The sequence below is a fragment of the Enterobacter sp. WI-ESBL-E8 genome, from assembly GCF_053364895.1.
This window is the reverse complement of sequence record NZ_JBRWXJ010000001.1, coordinates 1128538-1148492: the sequence shown is the minus strand read 5'-3', so window position 1 is coordinate 1148492 and position 19955 is coordinate 1128538. Positions and strand designations below refer to the sequence as shown.

The window sequence follows — 19955 nt, the reverse complement described above, 5'->3', positions numbered from 1 at the left end:
TTAGGCAGGAGTGGGATCGTCACCCTTAATCTCACGCTTCACTTCCGTATGCTCATCGCCTTTCTCGTTGCGGAGATGAACCTCAAGCTGGTTGAAGGCGATATTAATATCGTTTTCACGACACAGGCGATCGATAGAACGGTTCAGTTCATCTACCGTGTAGCTGCGATCGCGCAGCTCGCGCACGTATAAACGCAGCTCGTGATCCAGCGTGCTCGGCCCAAAGGTGGTGAAGAACACCGCCGGGGCAGGATCGTGCATCACTTTCGGATGTTCTGACGCCGCCTTCAGCAGCACCTCTTTCACCTTCTCCAGATCCGATCCATAGGCGACGCCCAGGCGGATCACCACGCGCGTTACCGTATCGGAGAGCGACCAGTTGATCAGACGCTCGGTCACAAACGCTTTGTTCGGGATGATCACCTCTTTGCGATCGAAGTCGGTGATAGTGGTAGCACGAATACGGATCTTGCTGACCGTACCGGAGAAAGTGCCGATGGTGACGGTATCGCCGATACGTACCGGACGTTCAAACAGGATGATCAGGCCGGACACAAAGTTACCGAAGATCTCCTGCAGGCCAAAACCAAGACCAACCGAGAGGGCGGCCGCCAGCCACTGCAGTTTATCCCAGGAGACGCCAAGTGAGCCAAAGACCGTCATCGCCCCGGCAATGATGATGACGTAGTTGAGGATCGTGGTAATGGCGTACGACGCCCCCTGACGCAGGTTCAGACGCGACAGGACCAGCACTTCCAGCAGGCCTGGCAGGTTGCGAATCAGCGCCCAGGCCACGACCGACGACACCAGTGCAAACAGCAGGCTGCCCATGGTCACGCTTTTCATTACCGCCGCACCGGCTTCGGTTCCGTTGTATTGCCAGAGGGTAATACTGTCGAGATAGGCGAAAACGGTAATTAGATCGGACCAGATGGCCCAGAACATCACGGCAAACAGGGCAATCATCACCAGCATGGTGATACGCAGCGTCTGCTGGTTAACCTGCTCCAGCGCGATGGTCGGCTCTTCCTGCGGCTCTGCCCCTTCGGCCCCCTCTTTCACCTGATGCTGACGACGCGCGATGGCGCGGCGATAGGCAATGCGGCGCGCTGCCACGCTCAGGCCGCGCAGTACGGTCTGATAGAGCAGGTTCCAGACGATGACCAAATAGACCGTTTCAATCCAGCGCCCGGACAGGCGCAGCGTGGTGTAGAAGTAGCCCGTTGCCGTGAGCACCATCAGCGCCAGCGGAATGATCGCCAGAACCGTCACGGTGGCCAGACGAATATTGTGGGACTCTTTATCACGCCAGCTGTCGCGGCACATCGGCCACATCAGGATAGCAATCAGCAGCAGGTTCAGCAGGATCACCAGCTGGCCCAGCACGTCATCCATCAGATGCAGCGGGGAAAGTTCAGAGACAACCGACCAGAAGTGCAGCGGCAGGAGCGCCAGGCTGATGCGCACAATCTGACGACGCCAGTGGCTGGTCAGCTGTGCAGGCATATTGAAATGGCGCACGGCCACGCCGTCTTTTTCCAGCACCTTCCAGCAGACGCCGAACACCAGCCAGAACAGCGCCAGTTTTTTACTGAACGCCCACAGCAAATCGCTGACGTTGAGCTGCATGGTGAGCAGAATCAGGCCCACAGCCAGAATAATCAGGCACACCGGCAGGGCGCGAATGAGATCGATCAGAATCGCTTTTGGCGTATGGAGCTGGCTATCGTTTCGCAGCTGCCCCACTTCGGACGCCAGCTTCGCCTGGTATTTTTTCAGCCAGCCCAAACGCCAGCGAATCAGGCCCGCAATCAACAGCAGCGGTAACCCCGCCAGCAGGGCAATCGTCACCGCGGGCCAGGCTTTCTCCCAGTTCACGGTGATCTTCATGCTCTTGATCTGCGTTTTCAGCGTCTCAGGGAAGGATTTAATCCAGTCCCAGTCCATCGGTTTATTGCTGTTTACCCAGAAAATCTGCTGGGTCAGGATCTCCTGCAGACTTTTCGAGACGCTCACCAGCTGCTGCTGGTTGATCTGCAGGTTAATGGCCATCATCAGCTGGTTGCCCAGCTGTTTGTTGAGCTGGTCCAGCAGCTCGCGACGCATATCAACGACCTGGAGCAGCGCGTCGTGCACTTCCGGGTTCACGTCGCTGGAGTGCCCCTCTTCAATTTTGGCGACAAAGGCATCGCTCTGGAAAAGGGCATCGCGCTGCTGGTTGACGTCAAATTGTTCAAGACGTAAATCCGCAATGCGGTTGGTCATGTCCTCCAGCTCATCGGCGGAGGGGAGCGTCTGCTGCTGCTGGTAGAGAATACGCGACAGCAGAAGGCTGCCTTTCAGGACCGCTATCTGCTCTTTGATATTGCGTTCCGCCTGCAGCGCGCGGTCCAGCCAGTTTTTGACTTTGATATTTTGCTGAACCAGCGAGTTGCCGCTTTCCGTCGCCACAATCAGGCGCTGGCTAAGCTGGTGGTTAGCCTCGAGCTCCTGCTTCACCAGCGGATTCGCCTGAATACGGGCGGTTTCGTCAGGCGATACGGCCTCCTGAGCGGTTTTTTCGGTCAGCGTCAGGCGCTTGCTGTTAACCGCCTCCTGCAACAGCTGGAGCTGGTGTTCCAGGCGATTAATATTTGCGGTGACGTAATCACGCTGTTTCTGCAGCGTATCCTGCAGCACCGTATTCCCTTCCAGGCTTTTACGCTGCTGTTCGATTTGCGCGTTGAGCAACGTCTGCTGAACCAGCAGCAGGGTTTGCTGCGTCGGGCGCAGCGTGCCTTCCCCCACCGTCGTGCCGTTCAGGCGGTTGCGGACCTGCTGCAGCTGCTGAGACGCGGAGTACATCAGATTTTGCACGCGCTCCGGCTGGGTTTGCAGGGAGACAAGCTGACTGTTATACGTTGCGAGGTCGGACTGCGCGGTTTGCAGGTCGTCGAGTAACTGCGCGACGCGCGACTCCAGCTGGCGTAAAGAGAGCGTCGAGAGCGTCTTGCGCGTTTCGTCGTCGTTATCCACGTCGCTCAGGGCGTTCAGCGATTCCGTCGCTTTGCGCATGTTTTCAGGGGCCTGCGCCACCTTCTGGCGAAGCTGGGCGGTTTCTGCTTTGATGCGCTCGATTTTATCCAGCGTTTCCAGCGTTTCCGTCAGATCCTGCTGGATGAGTTTATCCAGAGGAGAAAGCTCTTTTTGCTTGTTCAGCGTGTCGAGCTGCGACTGAACATCGCTGCGCGAGGGGATATCATTGCTGTTATCGGCGCGGGCCCAGGTCAGCGGCGCCGTAGCGAAGAAAAATAGCATCGCAAAGAGCAATGCAAATACAGGATGTTGCGAGCGATTGATGGGCAGCATAGTTGTGAATGATGTCAGAAGACGACCGAAAATAGTCCGGCGTGAAGAATATCACGCTCGCCTGAAGCAGAATAGCGCGAACGTGAGCCTCTGAGATAAATCCTGGAACCGCTCAGGCAGTGAGAGAAGATGTATCACTACGCAGCGTGGGGCAGAGCTGAAGCATTTCCAGTAAAATTGCCACGTAGCTGCGGGCTTCCTCTTTCAGGTCAAAGGATTGCGGGGAAAATAGCCAGTTTTCCATCAGGCCTGAAATGTAGCTGCGCATCAGGATAGCCGCCCGGCGGGTTAAGAGATTGGCCGGTAACAGATTTGCCTGCATGCACAGGTTCAGATTCTGTTCAATGCGGTCATAGCTCTCAAGGTTAAGGCTACGTTGCGCCTGCTGCACCACCGCCATTTCGCCAACGAACTCGCATTTATGAAAGATAATTTCCATCATTAATCTGCGACGTTCTTCAACTACCGTCGCTTCAAGGATATATACTAATATTTCTCTCAATACTGAGAGTGGATCGTCGGGGAATTTTGCCCGATACTCACTCTCGAGATCGCTAATGCTGGACTCTGAAAGCTCCCAGATTTCACTGAACAGATCTGACTTGTCTTTAAAATGCCAGTAAATCGCTCCCCGCGTTACACCGGCAGCCTGAGCAATCTGCGCCAGCGAGGTTGACGAAACACCTTGCTGAGAAAACAAACGTATTGCCACATCCAGAATGTGTTGTCGGGTTTCCAGCGCTTGTTGTTTGGTTTTTCGTGCCATAGGTGAGTGAATTTACAGGAGTCAGATTTACATACATTTGTGAATGTATGTACCATAGCATGACGATAATATAAACGCAGCAATGGGTTTTAGACTCAGGACCCTTGATCAATTTGAAATCGGACACTCGAGGTTTACATATGAACAAAAACAGAGGGTTAACGCCTCTGGCGGTCGTTCTGATGCTCTCAGGCAGCTTAGCGCTAACAGGATGTGACGACAAACCGGCTCAACAAGGAGCTCAGCAGGCGCCAGAAGTAGGCGTCGTGACGCTCAAATCTGAACCTCTACAAATCACCACCGAATTACCAGGCCGCACAAATGCGTACCGCATTGCGGAAGTTCGTCCTCAGGTTAGCGGCATTATCCTGAAGCGTAACTTTACCGAAGGCGGTGATGTGAAGGCCGGTGAGTCTCTGTATCAGATTGATCCAGCAACCTATCAGGCATCGTATGAAAGCGCCAAAGGTGACCTGGCAAAAGCACAGGCTGCGGCCAAAATTGCCCAGCTGACGCTGAACCGCTATCAAAAACTGCTTGGTACCAAATACATCAGCCAACAGGACTACGATACAGCCCTGGCGGATGCCCAGCAGGCTAACGCGGCCGTAGTGGCAGCCAAAGCGGCAGTCGAAACCGCCCGCATTAACCTGGCCTATACCAAAGTGACCTCCCCTATTAGCGGTCGTATTGGTAAGTCTTCCGTCACGGAAGGGGCACTGGTGCAGAACGGTCAGACCACTGCGCTGGCAACCGTGCAGCAGCTTGATCCGATCTACGTCGACGTGACGCAGTCCAGCAATGATTTCCTGCGCCTGAAACAGGAGCTGGCTAATGGCACCCTGAAACAGGAAAACGGCAAAGCCAAAGTGGAGCTGATTACCAACGACGGTATCAAGTTCCCGCAGGAAGGTACGCTGGAATTCTCTGACGTGACGGTCGACCAGACCACCGGTTCCATCACCTTACGTGCGATTTTCCCGAACCCTGACAAAAATCTGCTGCCAGGTATGTTTGTTCGCGCGCGTCTGGAAGAAGGAACGAATCCAACCGCCCTTCTGGTTCCACAGCAGGGTGTGACCCGTACGCCACGCGGCGATGCGAGCGCACTGGTTGTTGGGGCAGATGACAAAGTCGAAACGCGCAATATCACCGCTACCCAGGCGATTGGCGATAAATGGCTGGTGACGGAAGGTCTGAAAGATGGCGATCGCGTGATTGTTACTGGTTTGCAAAAAGTTCGTCCTGGCGCGCAGGTTAAAGCACAGGAAGTGAAATCTGACGATAAACAACAAGCTTCGGCCGCTGGCCAGTCAGAACAAACCAAGTCTTAACTTAAACAGGAGCCGTTAAGACATGCCTAATTTCTTTATCGATCGCCCCATATTTGCATGGGTGATCGCCATTATCATCATGCTGGCCGGGGGACTTGCGATCCTGAAGCTGCCTGTCGCGCAATATCCAACGATTGCGCCACCGGCGGTGACAATTTCCGCAACCTACCCGGGGGCTGATGCGAAAACGGTGCAGGACACCGTCACTCAGGTTATCGAACAGAACATGAACGGTATCGATAACCTGATGTACATGTCCTCAAACAGTGACTCTACCGGTACAGTTCAGATCACCCTGACCTTCCAGTCAGGTACTGACGCTGACATTGCGCAGGTTCAGGTGCAGAACAAACTGCAGCTGGCGATGCCTTTGCTGCCGCAGGAAGTACAACAGCAGGGCGTGAGCGTCGAGAAATCGTCCAGTAGCTTCCTGATGGTTGTCGGCGTTATCAACACCAACGGCACCATGACGCAGGAGGATATTTCCGACTACGTAGGCGCCAATATGAAGGACGCTATCAGCCGTACTTCCGGTGTGGGTGACGTGCAACTGTTCGGTTCCCAGTACGCGATGCGTATCTGGATGGACCCGAACAAACTGAACAACTTCCAGCTGACCCCGGTTGACGTGATCAGCGCGATTAAAGCGCAGAACGCCCAGGTGGCAGCCGGTCAGTTAGGCGGTACGCCGCCGGTAAAAGGCCAGCAGCTTAACGCCTCAATCATCGCGCAGACCCGTCTGACCTCGGCCGATGAGTTCAGCAAAATTCTGCTGAAGGTGAATCAGGACGGTTCGCAGGTTCGCCTGCGCGACGTGGCGAAAGTGGAACTCGGCGGTGAGAACTACGACATCATCGCGAAGTACAACGGCAAGCCGGCTTCTGGTCTGGGTATCAAACTGGCGACAGGCGCTAACGCCCTGGACACCGCTACGGCCATCCGTGCAGAACTGAAGAGAATGGAACCGTTCTTCCCGTCAGGTCTGAAAATCGTTTACCCGTATGACACCACGCCGTTCGTCAAAATCTCGATTCACGAAGTGGTTAAAACGCTGGTCGAGGCGATCATCCTGGTATTCCTGGTGATGTACCTGTTCCTGCAAAACTTCCGCGCGACGCTTATCCCAACGATTGCCGTGCCGGTGGTATTGCTCGGGACCTTTGCGATCCTGTCGATATTTGGCTACTCGATAAACACCCTGACGATGTTCGGGATGGTGCTCGCCATCGGCCTGCTGGTGGATGATGCCATCGTGGTGGTAGAGAACGTCGAGCGCGTCATGGCGGAGGAAGGTCTGCCGCCGAAGGAAGCAACCCGTAAGTCAATGGGTCAGATCCAGGGCGCGCTGGTCGGTATCGCGATGGTACTGTCTGCGGTATTTATCCCGATGGCCTTCTTCGGTGGCTCCACCGGTGCGATTTACCGTCAGTTCTCCATCACCATCGTTTCTGCGATGGCGCTGTCGGTACTGGTGGCGTTGATTCTGACGCCAGCCCTGTGTGCCACCATGCTGAAGCCGATTCAGAAAGGCGGCCATGGCGAGCATAAAGGGTTCTTCGGCTGGTTTAACCGCATGTTTGATAAGAGCACGCACCACTACACCGACAGCGTAGGCAACATCCTGCGCAGCACCGGTCGTTACCTGCTGCTCTATATCATCATCGTGGTGGGCATGGCTTACCTGTTTGTTCGTCTGCCAAGCTCCTTCCTGCCGGACGAAGACCAGGGCGTGTTCCTGAGTATGGCCCAGCTTCCGGCGGGTGCGTCGCAAGAGCGTACCCAGAAAGTGCTGGATGAGATGACCGATTACTACCTCACCAAAGAGAAAGCCAACGTTGAGTCCGTGTTTGCGGTTAACGGCTTTGGCTTTGCGGGTCGCGGTCAGAACACCGGTATTGCCTTCGTTTCTCTGAAAGACTGGTCTGAACGTCCGGGCAAAGAGAACAAGGTTGAAGCCATCACCGGCCGTGCAATGGGCACCTTCTCGCAGATTAAAGATGCGATGGTCTTCGCCTTTAACCTGCCAGCGATTGTTGAACTGGGTACCGCGACCGGCTTCGACTTCCAGCTGATTGACCAGGGCGGTCTGGGTCACGAAAAACTGACGCAGGCGCGTAACCAGCTGTTTGGCGAAGTCGCTAAGCACCCTGACCTGCTGGTCGGCGTGCGTCCAAACGGCCTGGAAGATACGCCGCAGTACAAAATCGACATCGACCAGGAGAAAGCCCAGGCGCTGGGCGTGTCCATCAGTGACATCAATACCACGCTGGGCGCAGCCTGGGGCGGTAGCTACGTTAACGACTTCATCGACCGCGGTCGTGTGAAGAAAGTGTACGTGATGTCAGAGGCGCAGTACCGTATGTTGCCGAACGATATTAACAACTGGTTCGTGCGCGGCAGCAATGGTCAGATGGTTCCGTTCTCGGCGTTCTCAACGTCACGCTGGGAATACGGTTCACCGCGTCTGGAACGCTATAACGGTCTGCCGTCTATGGAGATCCTGGGCCAGGCAGCGCCGGGTCGAAGCACCGGTGAAGCCATGAACCTGATGGAAGAGCTGGCGAGCAAGCTGCCTTCGGGTATCGGCTATGACTGGACCGGTATGTCCTATCAGGAACGTCTGTCCGGTAACCAGGCCCCTGCCCTGTACGCCATTTCACTGATTGTGGTCTTCCTGTGTCTGGCGGCGCTGTACGAGAGCTGGTCGATTCCGTTCTCCGTAATGCTGGTGGTTCCACTCGGGGTTATCGGTGCGCTGCTTGCGGCAACGTTCCGTGGACTGACCAACGACGTTTACTTCCAGGTAGGCCTGCTGACAACCATTGGCCTGTCGGCGAAGAACGCGATACTTATCGTTGAATTCGCCAAAGATCTAATGGAGAAAGAAGGCAAAGGCCTGATTGAGGCGACGCTTGAGGCGGTTCGTATGCGTCTGCGCCCAATCCTGATGACGTCACTGGCGTTTATCCTCGGCGTACTGCCGCTGGTTATCAGCTCTGGTGCGGGTTCCGGTGCGCAGAACGCGGTAGGTACAGGCGTTATGGGCGGTATGATCACCGCGACCGTACTGGCTATCTTCTTCGTACCGGTGTTCTTCGTGGTGGTTCGCCGCCGCTTCAGCCGTAAGAATGAAGATGTTGAACACAGTCATTCGGTAGAACCTCACTGATACCGGTTTCACATGATAAAAAGGCCGCATTAGCGGCCTTTTTCATTTTCAGAAAAAATCATAAATTACGCTTATTGTAGTTCTATTTATTTTCTGCCATCTTAATTAGACATATCATAATTAACTGATAACTTAATCGGTGAATTCAGGATTTTTTTAATTTCATTTCCCCGCTTAAGCTATTAGGAATATTCCTAATAAGAAGTTCAGACAAAGAAAAGTCCGAATCAGAACTTTTCTCATCATTTAAGCTAAGCCAATGAAACGTAAGGAAGCGATAAAAATCCATTGTTAATTTGGATAAAAAAGTTCAGTCCTGGACGAACAATTGCCTGTACGCTCGCAGTCTGCGGTTTTATTTGTAATTTTTCGTAATAGCGCGATGAAATCTTGAAGCGAGTGGCTTATAGTTAGAGTTATCAGGAACACAGCACCCGTGCGGCTAAGTATGTTGTATCCATCCCGACATTGATGTTCGGTGAGTAAGAAATCACTCAGAAGGGGATGCGCTATGGACGAGTACTCGCCAAAAAGGCATGATATCGCGCAGTTGAAATTTCTCTGCGAATCCTTGTACCATGACTGCCTTGCCAATCTTGATGAAAGTAACCATGGCTGGGTAAACGACCCAACGTCTGCCATCAATTTACAGTTGAATGAGCTGATAGAGCATATCGCAACCTTCGCACTTAATTATAAAATTAAGTACAATGAAGATAATAAGCTCATTGAGCAAATTGATGAATACCTGGACGACACCTTTATGTTGTTCAGCAGTTACGGCATTAACGCCCAGGATTTGCAAAAATGGCGTAAATCGGGAAACCGGCTATTCCGCTGTTTCGTCAACGTGAGCAGAGCTAACCCGGTTAGTCTTTCCTGTTAAAATTATTACAATTACTAAGGTGAATTTATGTCTGATAAACCACTCACAAAGATCGATTATTTGATGCGCTTGCGACGTTGTCAGTCAATTGACACGCTCGAGCGCGTCATTGAAAAGAATAAATACGAGCTTTCTGATAATGAACTGGCGGTATTTTATTCAGCCGCTGACCATCGTCTTGCTGAGCTGACAATGAATAAGCTGTACGACAAAATCCCTACTTCTGTGTGGAAATTTGTCCGTTAATGTTTGAAGGGTGTCTGTAGAGTTCTACGCCACGTTCTAAGCTAAATATACCTATCCCGTTATGCTCCCTGTGCCCAGGCCAGGTTTCCGTGTAAAACGTGTTCTTCCGCAACAATGTTGTGACGCTAGTCACATCGGCTTTCCGGGAACGTTCCCCTTCTGGCCTGTTACGATTACCCTGCGGTAATGACATCCAGAGAGGTTTCGCATGAGCGTAGAAAAACAGAAGATGATTGCCGGTGAACATTACCGCCCCGGTGATGAAACATTACGGGCTGACCGACTTCGGGCCCGCCATCTGATTTACCGCTATAACCACACCGCACCTGATGAAAAAACAGAACGCCAGAACATTCTGGCGGAGCTTCTGGGGCAAAGCGAAGGGGCTTATATAGAACCGAGCTTCCGCTGCGACTATGGATATAACATTTATCTGGGTACAAACTTTTACGCTAACTTCGATTGCGTGATGCTGGACGTCTGTCCTGTTCATATTGGCGACAACTGCATGCTCGCGCCAGGTGTGCATATTTACACGGCCACCCATCCTCTGGATGCGGAGGAGCGTAATAGCGGCGTGGAGTTTGGAAAACCCGTCACCATTGGTAATAATGTCTGGATTGGTGGCCGGGCGGTCATTAACCCTGGCGTCACTATCGGTGATAACGTGGTGGTCGCCTCCGGTGCCGTCGTGACGAAGGACGTCCCGGCAAACGTCGTCGTTGGCGGCAATCCGGCAAAAATCATCAAAACGCTGTGAGGTTCCGGGGAGTCAACTGTTATGGTCTTTTAGCGCCAGACTGTTACTTTTTTCAGCCTGATGGCTCCCCTAAAATTGGCAGACACCCTGTATTGTCAACTCTCATGAAGGCAAATAATGACCGAGATACAGCGCCTGCTTACCGCCACCATCGACGATCTTAACCTCCGCGAAAAGCGCGATAATCGCCCGCGCTTTAGCATTAGCTTTATTCGCAAACATCCTGGGCTGTTTGTCGCAATGTATGCCGCCTGGCTGGCGACGCTTATTGTGATGCTGAAGTCCGAAACGCTGGTGGACTCCGTCTGGCTGCTCGTTGTGCTGTTTGTCGTCTTTAACGCCTTTTTCTTTTTCGACGTGAATCCGCGCTACCGTTACGAAGATATCGACGTCCTCGATTTCCGGGTCTGCTATAACGGCGAATGGTACAACACGCGCTACGTGCCTGCGGATCTTATCGAGAGCATCATGCACTCGCCGGCTGTGGAAACCGAACAAAAAGAGAAGCTGCAGAAAATGGTCTCCACCAAAGGTCAACTCTCTTTCTATGACGTCTTTACCCTTTCCCGCCCTGCTGCTGCGTAATTAACGCCTGCAGGCGTCGGATCCCCGGCACAAACTGAGAAGCAGAGGTATTTCCGTAGCCTAAAACCAGACCGGTTTGCCCCTGCTTCGACTCCAGGTAATACCCGCTCAGTGCAGCGGGTGCCAGCTGAAACGCCCTCGCCTTCTCCACCAGCCCCCGGTCGTCAATACCGTCTATCGCCAGCGTCAGATGCATCCCGCCTTCGCCCGCCAAAATGCGGTGCGGCGTATGTAGCTCCGCGCCCAGCACCTCCCGCAGCTGGCGGTAACGCTTACGATAGAGCCGACGCATGGCGGCAAGATGACGGGCATAGTGACCTTCTTCAATGAACAGCGCCAGAGTACGCTGCTCAGCACGATGCCCACCGCGCAGCAGCGAGCCGATGGCCGGGCGCGCCGCTTTGTCCAGCGCTGGCGGCAGCACCATGAACCCCATTCTTAGCGACGGAAACAGCGTTTTACTGAACGTCCCGAGATAGACAACGGGCGCGTTAGCGACCATTCCCAGCATGGCCGGCACCGGCTCACCGGTATAGCGGAACTCGCTGTCGTAGTCGTCCTCAATAATCCACGCGTTATGCTGTCTGGCCAGCTCCAGCAACGCCAGGCGCCGCCGTGCACTGAGCACGCTCCCGTAGGGGAACTGGTGTGAAGGTGAGGTAAAAATCAGCGAGGGTGAAGGCGCATCCCCCCCTTCCCAGCACATCCCCTCCTCATCAACCGGTATTCCCGTCATTTTCAGGCCGGCTTTAACAAACGCGCTCTTTGCCCCGCTATAGCCGGGGTTTTCTACCCAGGCGACATCGCCTGGCTCACTCAACAGCATCGTGCACAGGTTAACGCCCTCAAGCGCCCCTTCCGTGATCACAATCTGGCTGGCGTCGCAGTCAATGCCGCGGGACAGAGCCAGGTGCCGGGCAATCGCAGCCCGCAGCGATGGCTCACCGGCCGGGTCGCCGTACCCTAACAGGGCATATCCCTCCTCCCGCATCACGCGATCGTACAATCGCCGCCACAGCGGCAGAGGAAAATAGTTGATGGCCGGCGTTCCAGGGGTAAACGCCAGAACCGGCGTGTCCCGGATCACCTGCGCTGGCAGCAGGCCGACCCGTCTGGCGAGCGTAATGGTAGGGTCCGGCAATGTCCGGGCGACAGCGCGGTGAGCGAGCTGTGCCACCCGCGTGCCCTGGCGGTTACGCTGCAAATACCCTTCAAGCGTGAGCTGGTCCAGCGCTGCATTAACGGTATTGCGGGAAAGGGAGAGCTGCTGAGCCAGCGTTCGCGAACCGGAAAGCTGGCTGCCGGAGCGAAGCCTTCCGCACAGTATGGCCTCCCGCAGAGCGAGATAGAGCGCGCGCTGGAGCGTCTCTTCCCCACGTTTTTTCAGGGCTGCATTGAGCAAGGTATAAAATTCATCACCCGGTATATTCATCTCACCTCCTCATGGCACCATCAAAACATAGCCTGGTGGTTCTTTTTTAGGAACCAGCAATTCACTAGTCTGAAGCTCTTTTCAACGTCACGGAAATTAAGATGAAGACATTCAATCAGTTCGGACAGCCAGTGGGCGACCCCCTTCACGACTGGCAACCTCGCCAGCATCCGTCCCGAGTGGTACTTCAGGGTCGCTATTGTCGACTTGAGCCGCTGCGCGTGGAGCATGCCGACGCGCTGTTCTCCGCGTATTCCCTGGCCGAAGATACCCGCAGCTGGACGTGGCTACTGCGCGAGCCCGATGCCACCGCTGAGGAATTTGCCGGATGGGTGGCGAGCGTGGGTGAGTTATCCGATCCCATTCACTTTACCGTTATCGATAACCAGACCCAATCTCCGGTCGGGACGCTGTCCCTGATGCGGATCGATCCCAAAAACGGCGTCGTGGAAGTGGGGCACGTTCACTTTTCTCCGCTGTTAAGCCGCACGCCCATGTCGACAGAAGCGCAATATCTGCTGATGCGGTATGCGTTCGATACCCTTGGCTACCGGCGCTATGAATGGAAGTGCAATAGCCTGAACGAGCCTTCCCGCAAAGCGGCACTGCGTCTGGGCTTTCAGTTTGAGGGGCGTTTTCGCCAGGCGCTGGTCATAAAGGGTCATAACCGGGATACCGACTGGTTTTCGATTCTCGACAAAGAGTGGCCGGCGCTGGCAAGCGCCTTTGAAAGCTGGCTTGCCACCGACAATTTTACTGCCGATGGCAAACAGAAAAGATCCCTGGAAAGCTGGCGAGAAACGCGCGTTTAGCGTCTTTTTTTACGTCCCTGAACCGCCTTAAAGCGCGGGTTGGATTTGCAAATCACGTATAAGCGTCCCTTGCGTTTGACTATCTGGCAATCCGGGTGACGCTGTTTTGCACTGCGCAATGAGTTAAGTACCTGCATGGTTAGCCCCGCTTCGCATTGAGAAAGCCGCCAAAACGCTTGCGGAAGCGCGCAGTGCTGCCATCCGTGGAGAACGTTTTCTGCTTACCGGTATAAAACGGGTGCGATTTTGACGAGACGTCGATGGTGATGTACGGATACGTTTCGCCGTCGAGTTCAATTTCGCGCTCGGTCTTAATGGTTGAGCCCACTTTAAAATATTCATTGGCGCTGGTGTCGTGGAAGACCACGGTACGATAAGCGGGATGGATATTTGGTTTCATCATAAACCCCTTATGTTTTGTTATAACATAACAAAATAATATCCAGGCTCGTCTGAAAAAACAACCCCTCTCACCTGCCGATATTTTTGGGTTTGCCTGAGATAAAATGATAGCCAGGCCAACCACGTGCTATAACTATATCATTTCGCGGTAAAATCTTTCTCTTCAGGCAGGGAACTCAGTGCCCAGGAACGGGTATACGAGGAAGGAAACGACAGCATGAAAACTCGACATCTGGTCAGTCTGGTGACTGGCGTACTTATCTTTTCCGTGCTGGTCCCCATTTGCCTTAGCATCTGGCTGGCCCATCGTCAGGCGGAAGATAAATTTGTCGATGCGCTGGATAACTATGCCTCACGCGTGCTGGTACGAACAGACAGGGTCGTGGAGCAGGCAAAAGAAGCGCTCAATCACCTGGAAGCCTTTGAGGGCGTGCCGTGTAGCCCTCTGCAGTTAAGAGAGATGCGCCGCGTCGCTTTCTCGTGGCGATATGTCCAGGAAGTGATTTATATCGATAACCTTAAACCGCTCTGCTCCTCCCTGGAGCAAACCAGCCACGCGGCCCCTTTCCCGCCGCCGATGCGCATTACTGAAGATGGCTACAGCGCATGGCTGACCACGCAAAACGATCTTGGGTTTAACCGCTACATGGCCGTGCTGGGAAAAGGTCATTATCTTGTCATGGTCGATCCAGCCTCACTGGTGGATGTGATCCCTTTCGGTGAGATAGCGATTGACGCCGCACTGGTAGGAAGTACAACCCACCGCATATTCGCCAGCAGCAATAAGCTCGATCCGCATATCCGTGACACGATCGAGGGTCATGAAGTGAGAAGCGTCCAGTACAACGGCTCAATGTACGTGATGAAGCCCGTTCCTGAGCTGGGATTTACCGTCGTTGCATGGGCGACGCTCAAGCCGCTGGCTGAAACCTGGCACCGGCAACTGCTGCTATGGCTGCCCTTTGGCATCCTGATGAGCCTGCTTGCCGCGCTCTTTGTCCTGCGGATCCTGCGCCGTATACAGTCGCCGCGCAATCGCCTGCTTGACGCCATTAACAGCCGCGATTTTGTGGTTCACTATCAGCCCATCGTGGCGCTGTGTAGCGGAAAAATTGTGGGCGCAGAGGCGCTGACGCGCTGGCCCCAGCCAGACGGAAGCAGCCTTTCACCTGACATCTTTGTTCCTCTTGCTGAGCAAACGGGGCTCATCTCGCAGCTAACGCAGTTAGTCATCGAAAAAGTATTTGAAGATATGGGCGGCTGGCTGCACCTTCACGACGATCAGCACATCTCCATCAACCTCGCGCCCGCCGATTTAACCTCCGGCACGCTGCCGGCTCTGCTGAGCCAGTTGCTGAATAAGTGGAAGGTCCATCCCAAACAGATCGCCCTTGAGTTAACCGAACGCGGCTTTGCCGATCCCCAGATTAGCGCACCGGCTATCGCCGCATTCCGTCGCGCGGGCCACCCTGTCTATATTGATGATTTTGGCACGGGCTATTCCAGCCTGAGCTATCTGCAAGATCTGGATGTCGACACGCTCAAAATTGATAAATCGTTCGTGGACGCGCTGGAGTATAAAAACGTGACGCCGCACATTATTGAAATGGCGAAGTCGCTGAAGCTGGCGATGGTAGCGGAGGGTGTCGAGACCGCAGGGCAGCTTGCCTGGCTGCACCGGCACGGCGTGCAGTATGGGCAGGGTTGGTACTACAGCAAAGCGCTGCCCAAAACGGAATTTATTCTTTGGGCCGAAAATAACCTCGAAACGCACTCTACTTAAGATAGGATTTGATCACCTGCAGCACTACGCCAAGATCGGCTTCACGCTGCGCTTCTTCAGGCTCTTTCACCACGTGATCGGTCAAATGCCCTTCGATCACCTGCATCATCATGCCGTTGACCGCCCCGCGGATCGCCGCCAGCTGCTGTAACACCTCGGCACATTCGTGATCGCTATTCAGCATTTTCTCCAGAGCGTTACTCTGCCCCTGAATTTTCTTCAGGCGAGTCAATAACATTTTCTTGTCGCGAACGGTATGTGACATCTCTGCATCCCCTCTCTTTTTGGCTTTGAAAGCATATCACGCTCTACTCCCCCTGAGTATTTTTCTACTGGGGGGTAGTATTAACCTACTGGGGGGGAGTAGTATCGGGGCACGCTTTCCACTCCGGAATTTCCCATGAACGATTTTGCTTCACTCCTGCAGCAGGGCAATGCCTGGCTGTTTGTCCCCAGCGCTATTCTGCTCGGTGCATTACATGGCCTGGAGCCGGGCCACTCAAAAACAATGATGGCCGCCTTTATTGTGGCTATCCGCGGCACGCTGAAACAGGCGGTACTGCTCGGTCTGGCGGCAACGCTTTCCCATACGGCGGTGGTGTGGATTATTGCCATGGCAGGATTGTGGTTTGGTCGGGGCTGGGATGCGCATACCTCAGAACCGTGGTTCCAGCTGATCTCTGGAGTGTTGATCGTCCTGATCGCCCTGTGGATGGCGTGGCGCACCTGGAAAGAGAGCCAGCCGCACAATCATCATCACGATCATGACCATGACCATGACCACCATCACGATCGTCATCACGACCACGACCACCATCACGACCACCTGCTGGATGAAGAGGAGTGGCAGGACGCCCACCAGCGCGCGCACGCGCAGGATATTAACCGGCGTTTCAACGGTCAAAACGTCACCACCGGACAGATCGCGATGTTTGGCCTGACCGGCGGGCTTATTCCCTGCCCGGCGTCCATCACCGTGCTGCTCATCTGCCTGCAGCTTAAGCATTTTGCCCTTGGCGCGACGCTGGTGTTCAGCTTCAGTATTGGTCTGGCGATTACCCTGGTCGCTTCCGGCGCGATTGCTGCCTTAAGCCTCAAACATGCGACAAAACGCTGGCCCGGATTTAGCGAATTTTCCCGCAAAGCGCCGTGGATCTCAGCGGCACTGATTATCATGGTAGGAATTTACATGAGCCTGCATGGCCTGAGCGGAATTCTGGCGTAAGCATGCGGCCACGCCGTGTGGCCGCATCTCAATGGTCAGTTAAGGCGCTGCTGCCAGCTGAAGGTATAACGAAGCTGGCGTTGCTGGAGGATAAATTCTGGCGAGACGCTGGGGCTCCAGGAGTCGTCGCCGCCCACGCCCATATGGAACGCATCGAGGCAGAGCCAACTTCCCGGCTCTTTCTTCAACAGATGATGATGGCTTGTCTCACGCAGCTGCTGCTGGCCGTAGCGGCTCACCGAGAAATGGAACGCGCCATTCAGCTGATGCGCACCCAGCACGAGTTCCCGAGTATCGCAGCGCAAACCATTTTCCGTCGGGAAGATATACGGCGTATGCATGGCCTCCAGAGGTAATGTCCAGCGCCCCTGCTCTGCCGCCAGCTTTCTGTCAGGATAGTTTTCATGCGGCCCCAGCCCCAGCCAGTGAACGTCTTCCGGCGTTTCGGCAAGATGAACGCTCAGGCCTACGCGCGCGGGTTCCGGAATATCAGACGCAACATCAACCTGAATATCACCGTGCAGCCTCCCCTGGTCGTCCACCCGCCAGGTTTTGCGGCTCAGGAACAGCGCTTTACCGTGATACTCCCCGACGTGCAGGGTAGTCACCACCACCTCGCCCGCATGCTGCTCTGCCTCACAGTGCAGAACGCGCGAGGTGTAATCGTACATGCCCGCCGCTTTCCAGCGCTCAACCCACGCGTTCGGATCGATCTTCGTCGCTTCACTCACGCCAATGTCGTTGTCCAGCGGTGCGCGGCTCACGTTATCCGTCACCGGTGCGAGCAGCGTTTCCCCCCCCTCGCGCCACCATTGCGTAAGGTTGCCCGTGGTGAGATCGAACTGCCAGCGCTGTTGACGATGCGCGATCTCCAGCATGCGCTCGTTTTGCGTCAAAACCGGCGGCTCGCCCGCAGGCGCTGGCGGCGCAATAAAGAGCGGAGCCGGAAGCGGCCACTGCTCCCACGCGCAGCGATGGTTAGCCGGTGACCACGGCGTTGCCCGCAGCTGGCGGACTTCAACGTTCAGCCAGACTTCTCCCGGTTCGGCCGTCATCTCTGGCAGGGCAATCTCCAGGCGCTGAGTGCCTTCCGGCGCCATCGCGAGCGTCACCTCGCCTGAGGCCAGCGTTTCCCCGTCGCGGGCAACCGTCCATCTCAGCACTTCGTTATCGGTGCGGCGGAACAGGTAGCCGCTTTGTACCTCTATCACCAGCGGAGACGTGCTCACCCGGGTAAAGGTAAAAAACTGCTGCGCGCGTTGCGCTTCGTACAGCGCCGGGTGCGGCGTGCGATCGGGAAAGACCAGGCCATTGAGGCAGAACTGCCGATCGTTCGGTTTGTCGCCAAAGTCCCCGCCGTAGGCCCAGAACGCGTTGCCGTTTTCGTCTTTCTTCGTCAACGCCTGATCGACCCAGTCCCAGACAAACCCTCCCTGCAGACGAGGATGGCTGCGAAACGCCTGCCAGTATTTCGCGAACCCACCGAAGCTGTTACCCATCGCGTGGGCGTATTCGCAGAGGATCAGCGGACGCGTTTCGTCCGGCATGCCGATCCACTTTTTGATTGACCATTTCGGCACCGCCGGGAAGGGCTGATCCCGATCGACCCGGGCGTACATCGGGCAGACGATGTCGGTCGCCGCCGTATTTGCCCCTCCGCCTTCGTATTGCACCGGGCGCGTCGGATCGGTGGACTTCACCCAGCGGTACAATGCATCGTGGTTAGCGCCGTGGCCAGACTCATTGCCCAGCGACCAGATGATAATTGAGGGATGATTACGATCGCGCTGCACCATGCGGGTCACGCGCTCGCTCATGGCGGGCAGCCAGCGCGGATCGTCAGCAAGGCGGCTCATCGGCACCATGCCGTGGGTTTCGATATTGGCCTCGTCAACGACGTACAGCCCGTAGCGATCGCAAAGCCGGTACCACAGCGGATGGTTCGGGTAGTGCGAGCAGCGCACGGCGTTGAAGTTGTGCTGCTTCATGATTTCGATATCGCGACGCATTGTCGCTTCGTCCATCACCTGGCCGTTTTCCGGATGATGCTCGTGCCGGTTAACCCCGCGGATCAGCAGCGGTTTACCGTTAAGCTTCAGCAGGCCGTTGCTGATTTCAACCCGGCGGAAGCCCACGTCGCACGCCTCAATCTCCAGCACTTCCCCCTGCGGGTTAACCAGCGCAATCGTCAGGCGATACAGCTCCGGCGTTTCCGCACTCCAGAGCGCAGGGGCCTCAACGGGGATCGTTACCGTTAAGCGCTCGGCCCAGCTGCCGCGTTCGTCAACAATGGCCGACCCCGGACGCCGGGATACGCTGGCGCATTTCTCCCCTTTGCGCCACAGGGTAAAGGCCACTTCACACGCTGAAAATTGCGCTCCCTGCAGGGAGACGTCAACCTTCAGCGCCGCGCGGTCCAGCTCCGTATTCAGGTCTGTCACGACGTGATAATCGGCAATCTGCGTCTCGGGTTTATGCAGCAGCGTCACATCGCGGAAAATGCCGCTCATGCGCCACATGTCCTGATCTTCCAGATAACTGCCGTCGCTCCAGCGCAATACCATGACCGCCAGGCGGTTCTGCCCGGGGCGCAATGCCGACGAGAGGTCAAATTCGGCGGGCAGCCGACTGTCCTGGGAATAGCCTATCCACTCTCCATTGCACCACAGGTGAAACGCCGAGTTCACGCCGTCAAAGATAATGCGGGTTTGCCCGCCCTGTAACCAGGCGTCCTCCACCTCAAATGTGAGCGAGTAACAGCCGGTAGGGTTTTCTTGCGGCACAAAAGGCGGGTTAACGGGTATGGGATAGGTCACATTGGTGTAGATGGGCGTATCGAACCCCTGCATCTGCCAGTTAGACGGCACGGGCATTGCAACGGCATCGGCGCAATCTTCGGCTACCCATGCCTGAGGAACCTGCTCGGGTGCCGCAAAAAAACTGAATCGCCACACCCCGTTAAGACTATGCCTGCTGGCGGATCCGGCGTCGTCCCGGGCGGATTGTTCATTACGCCAGCTGTGTAACGGCGCGTGTGCGGCCAGGCGGTTCCATTGGGTAACTCCCGGATTTTCCCAGTCTCGTCGGGCCAGAATGGCGCTGAGGGTCAGCGATCGGGTGTTGGACATATTAACCTCTTTGCGAAGCGCTCACAATTTTGGTTAACATGCCCTGGCGATCGGCGACGGTAAAGCGTTCGATCGCGGG

At 55.3% G+C, this 19955-nt stretch carries 16 protein-coding genes; 9 read left to right on the top strand and 7 right to left on the bottom strand.

Going from position 1 to position 19955, the window contains the following annotated elements:
* The gene (mscK, locus tag ACWHWP_RS05440) at nt 1–3348 is read right to left on the bottom strand and encodes a mechanosensitive channel MscK (protein WP_047347250.1); all 3348 of its coding nucleotides are present in this window, start codon (nt 3346–3348) and stop codon (nt 1–3) included.
* Between the two features lie 112 nt (nt 3349–3460).
* On the bottom strand, nt 3461–4114 hold the full coding sequence (gene acrR / locus ACWHWP_RS05435) for a multidrug efflux transporter transcriptional repressor AcrR (RefSeq protein WP_447855188.1): 654 nt from the start codon (nt 4112–4114) through the stop codon (nt 3461–3463).
* Nucleotides 4115–4254: 140 nt separating this feature from the next.
* Here acrR and acrA point away from each other — a divergent pair, with 140 nt between their 5' ends.
* The 6 genes from acrA (at nt 4255) to ACWHWP_RS05405 (ending at nt 11094) form a co-directional block, all read left to right on the top strand.
* Nucleotides 4255–5448, top strand: a complete 1194-nt coding sequence (acrA, locus tag ACWHWP_RS05430) for a multidrug efflux RND transporter periplasmic adaptor subunit AcrA (RefSeq protein WP_023310601.1) — start codon at nt 4255–4257, stop codon at nt 5446–5448.
* 22 nt (nt 5449–5470) lie between these two features.
* The gene (gene acrB / locus ACWHWP_RS05425) at nt 5471–8617 is read left to right on the top strand and encodes a multidrug efflux RND transporter permease subunit AcrB (RefSeq protein WP_063429276.1); all 3147 of its coding nucleotides are present in this window, start codon (nt 5471–5473) and stop codon (nt 8615–8617) included.
* Between the two features lie 511 nt (nt 8618–9128).
* Nucleotides 9129–9503: an Hha toxicity modulator TomB gene (tomB, locus tag ACWHWP_RS05420; RefSeq protein ID WP_008499288.1), complete on the top strand. Its 375-nt coding sequence runs from the start codon at nt 9129–9131 to the stop codon at nt 9501–9503.
* Nucleotides 9504–9530: 27 nt separating this feature from the next.
* Nucleotides 9531–9749, top strand: coding sequence for an HHA domain-containing protein (locus tag ACWHWP_RS05415; protein ID WP_008499287.1), 219 nt, complete (start codon nt 9531–9533; stop codon nt 9747–9749).
* Nucleotides 9750–9957: 208 nt separating this feature from the next.
* Nucleotides 9958–10509: a maltose O-acetyltransferase gene (gene maa, locus ACWHWP_RS05410; RefSeq protein ID WP_047347254.1), complete on the top strand. Its 552-nt coding sequence runs from the start codon at nt 9958–9960 to the stop codon at nt 10507–10509.
* A gap of 117 nt (nt 10510–10626) precedes the next feature.
* Nucleotides 10627–11094, top strand: a complete 468-nt coding sequence (locus ACWHWP_RS05405; RefSeq protein ID WP_047347255.1) for a YlaC family protein — start codon at nt 10627–10629, stop codon at nt 11092–11094.
* Here the strand turns inward: ACWHWP_RS05405 and pdxR are convergent.
* A complete protein-coding gene (gene pdxR / locus ACWHWP_RS05400; RefSeq protein ID WP_447855187.1) occupies nt 11066–12526 on the bottom strand; it encodes a MocR-like pyridoxine biosynthesis transcription factor PdxR in 1461 nt (486 codons plus the stop codon). The genes ACWHWP_RS05405 and pdxR overlap by 29 nt on opposite strands.
* A 101-nt stretch (nt 12527–12627) precedes the next feature.
* Here pdxR and ACWHWP_RS05395 point away from each other — a divergent pair, with 101 nt between their 5' ends.
* Nucleotides 12628–13338: a GNAT family N-acetyltransferase gene (locus tag ACWHWP_RS05395; RefSeq protein WP_447855186.1), complete on the top strand. Its 711-nt coding sequence runs from the start codon at nt 12628–12630 to the stop codon at nt 13336–13338.
* Here the strand turns inward: ACWHWP_RS05395 and ykgO are convergent.
* Nucleotides 13335–13475: a type B 50S ribosomal protein L36 gene (gene ykgO / locus ACWHWP_RS05390; RefSeq protein ID WP_003859006.1), complete on the bottom strand. Its 141-nt coding sequence runs from the start codon at nt 13473–13475 to the stop codon at nt 13335–13337. The genes ACWHWP_RS05395 and ykgO overlap by 4 nt on opposite strands.
* A 2-nt stretch (nt 13476–13477) precedes the next feature.
* Nucleotides 13478–13738: a type B 50S ribosomal protein L31 gene (locus ACWHWP_RS05385; protein ID WP_047347258.1), complete on the bottom strand. Its 261-nt coding sequence runs from the start codon at nt 13736–13738 to the stop codon at nt 13478–13480.
* A gap of 219 nt (nt 13739–13957) precedes the next feature.
* Between ACWHWP_RS05385 and ACWHWP_RS05380 the strand changes: the two genes are divergently transcribed.
* Nucleotides 13958–15523, top strand: coding sequence for an EAL domain-containing protein (locus ACWHWP_RS05380; RefSeq protein ID WP_059311197.1), 1566 nt, complete (start codon nt 13958–13960; stop codon nt 15521–15523).
* Here ACWHWP_RS05380 and ACWHWP_RS05375 read toward each other — a convergent pair.
* Entirely contained in the window at nt 15516–15788 is a 273-nt protein-coding gene (locus ACWHWP_RS05375) for a metal/formaldehyde-sensitive transcriptional repressor (RefSeq protein ID WP_024906840.1), read from the bottom strand. The genes ACWHWP_RS05380 and ACWHWP_RS05375 overlap by 8 nt on opposite strands.
* Before the next feature lie 135 nt (nt 15789–15923).
* Between ACWHWP_RS05375 and ACWHWP_RS05370 the strand changes: the two genes are divergently transcribed.
* A complete protein-coding gene (locus tag ACWHWP_RS05370; RefSeq protein ID WP_447855185.1) occupies nt 15924–16748 on the top strand; it encodes a nickel/cobalt efflux protein RcnA in 825 nt (274 codons plus the stop codon).
* A gap of 35 nt (nt 16749–16783) precedes the next feature.
* Here ACWHWP_RS05370 and ACWHWP_RS05365 read toward each other — a convergent pair whose 3' ends face one another.
* Nucleotides 16784–19876: a beta-galactosidase gene (locus tag ACWHWP_RS05365; protein ID WP_447855184.1), complete on the bottom strand. Its 3093-nt coding sequence runs from the start codon at nt 19874–19876 to the stop codon at nt 16784–16786.
* Nucleotides 19877–19955: the final 79 nt, after the last annotated feature.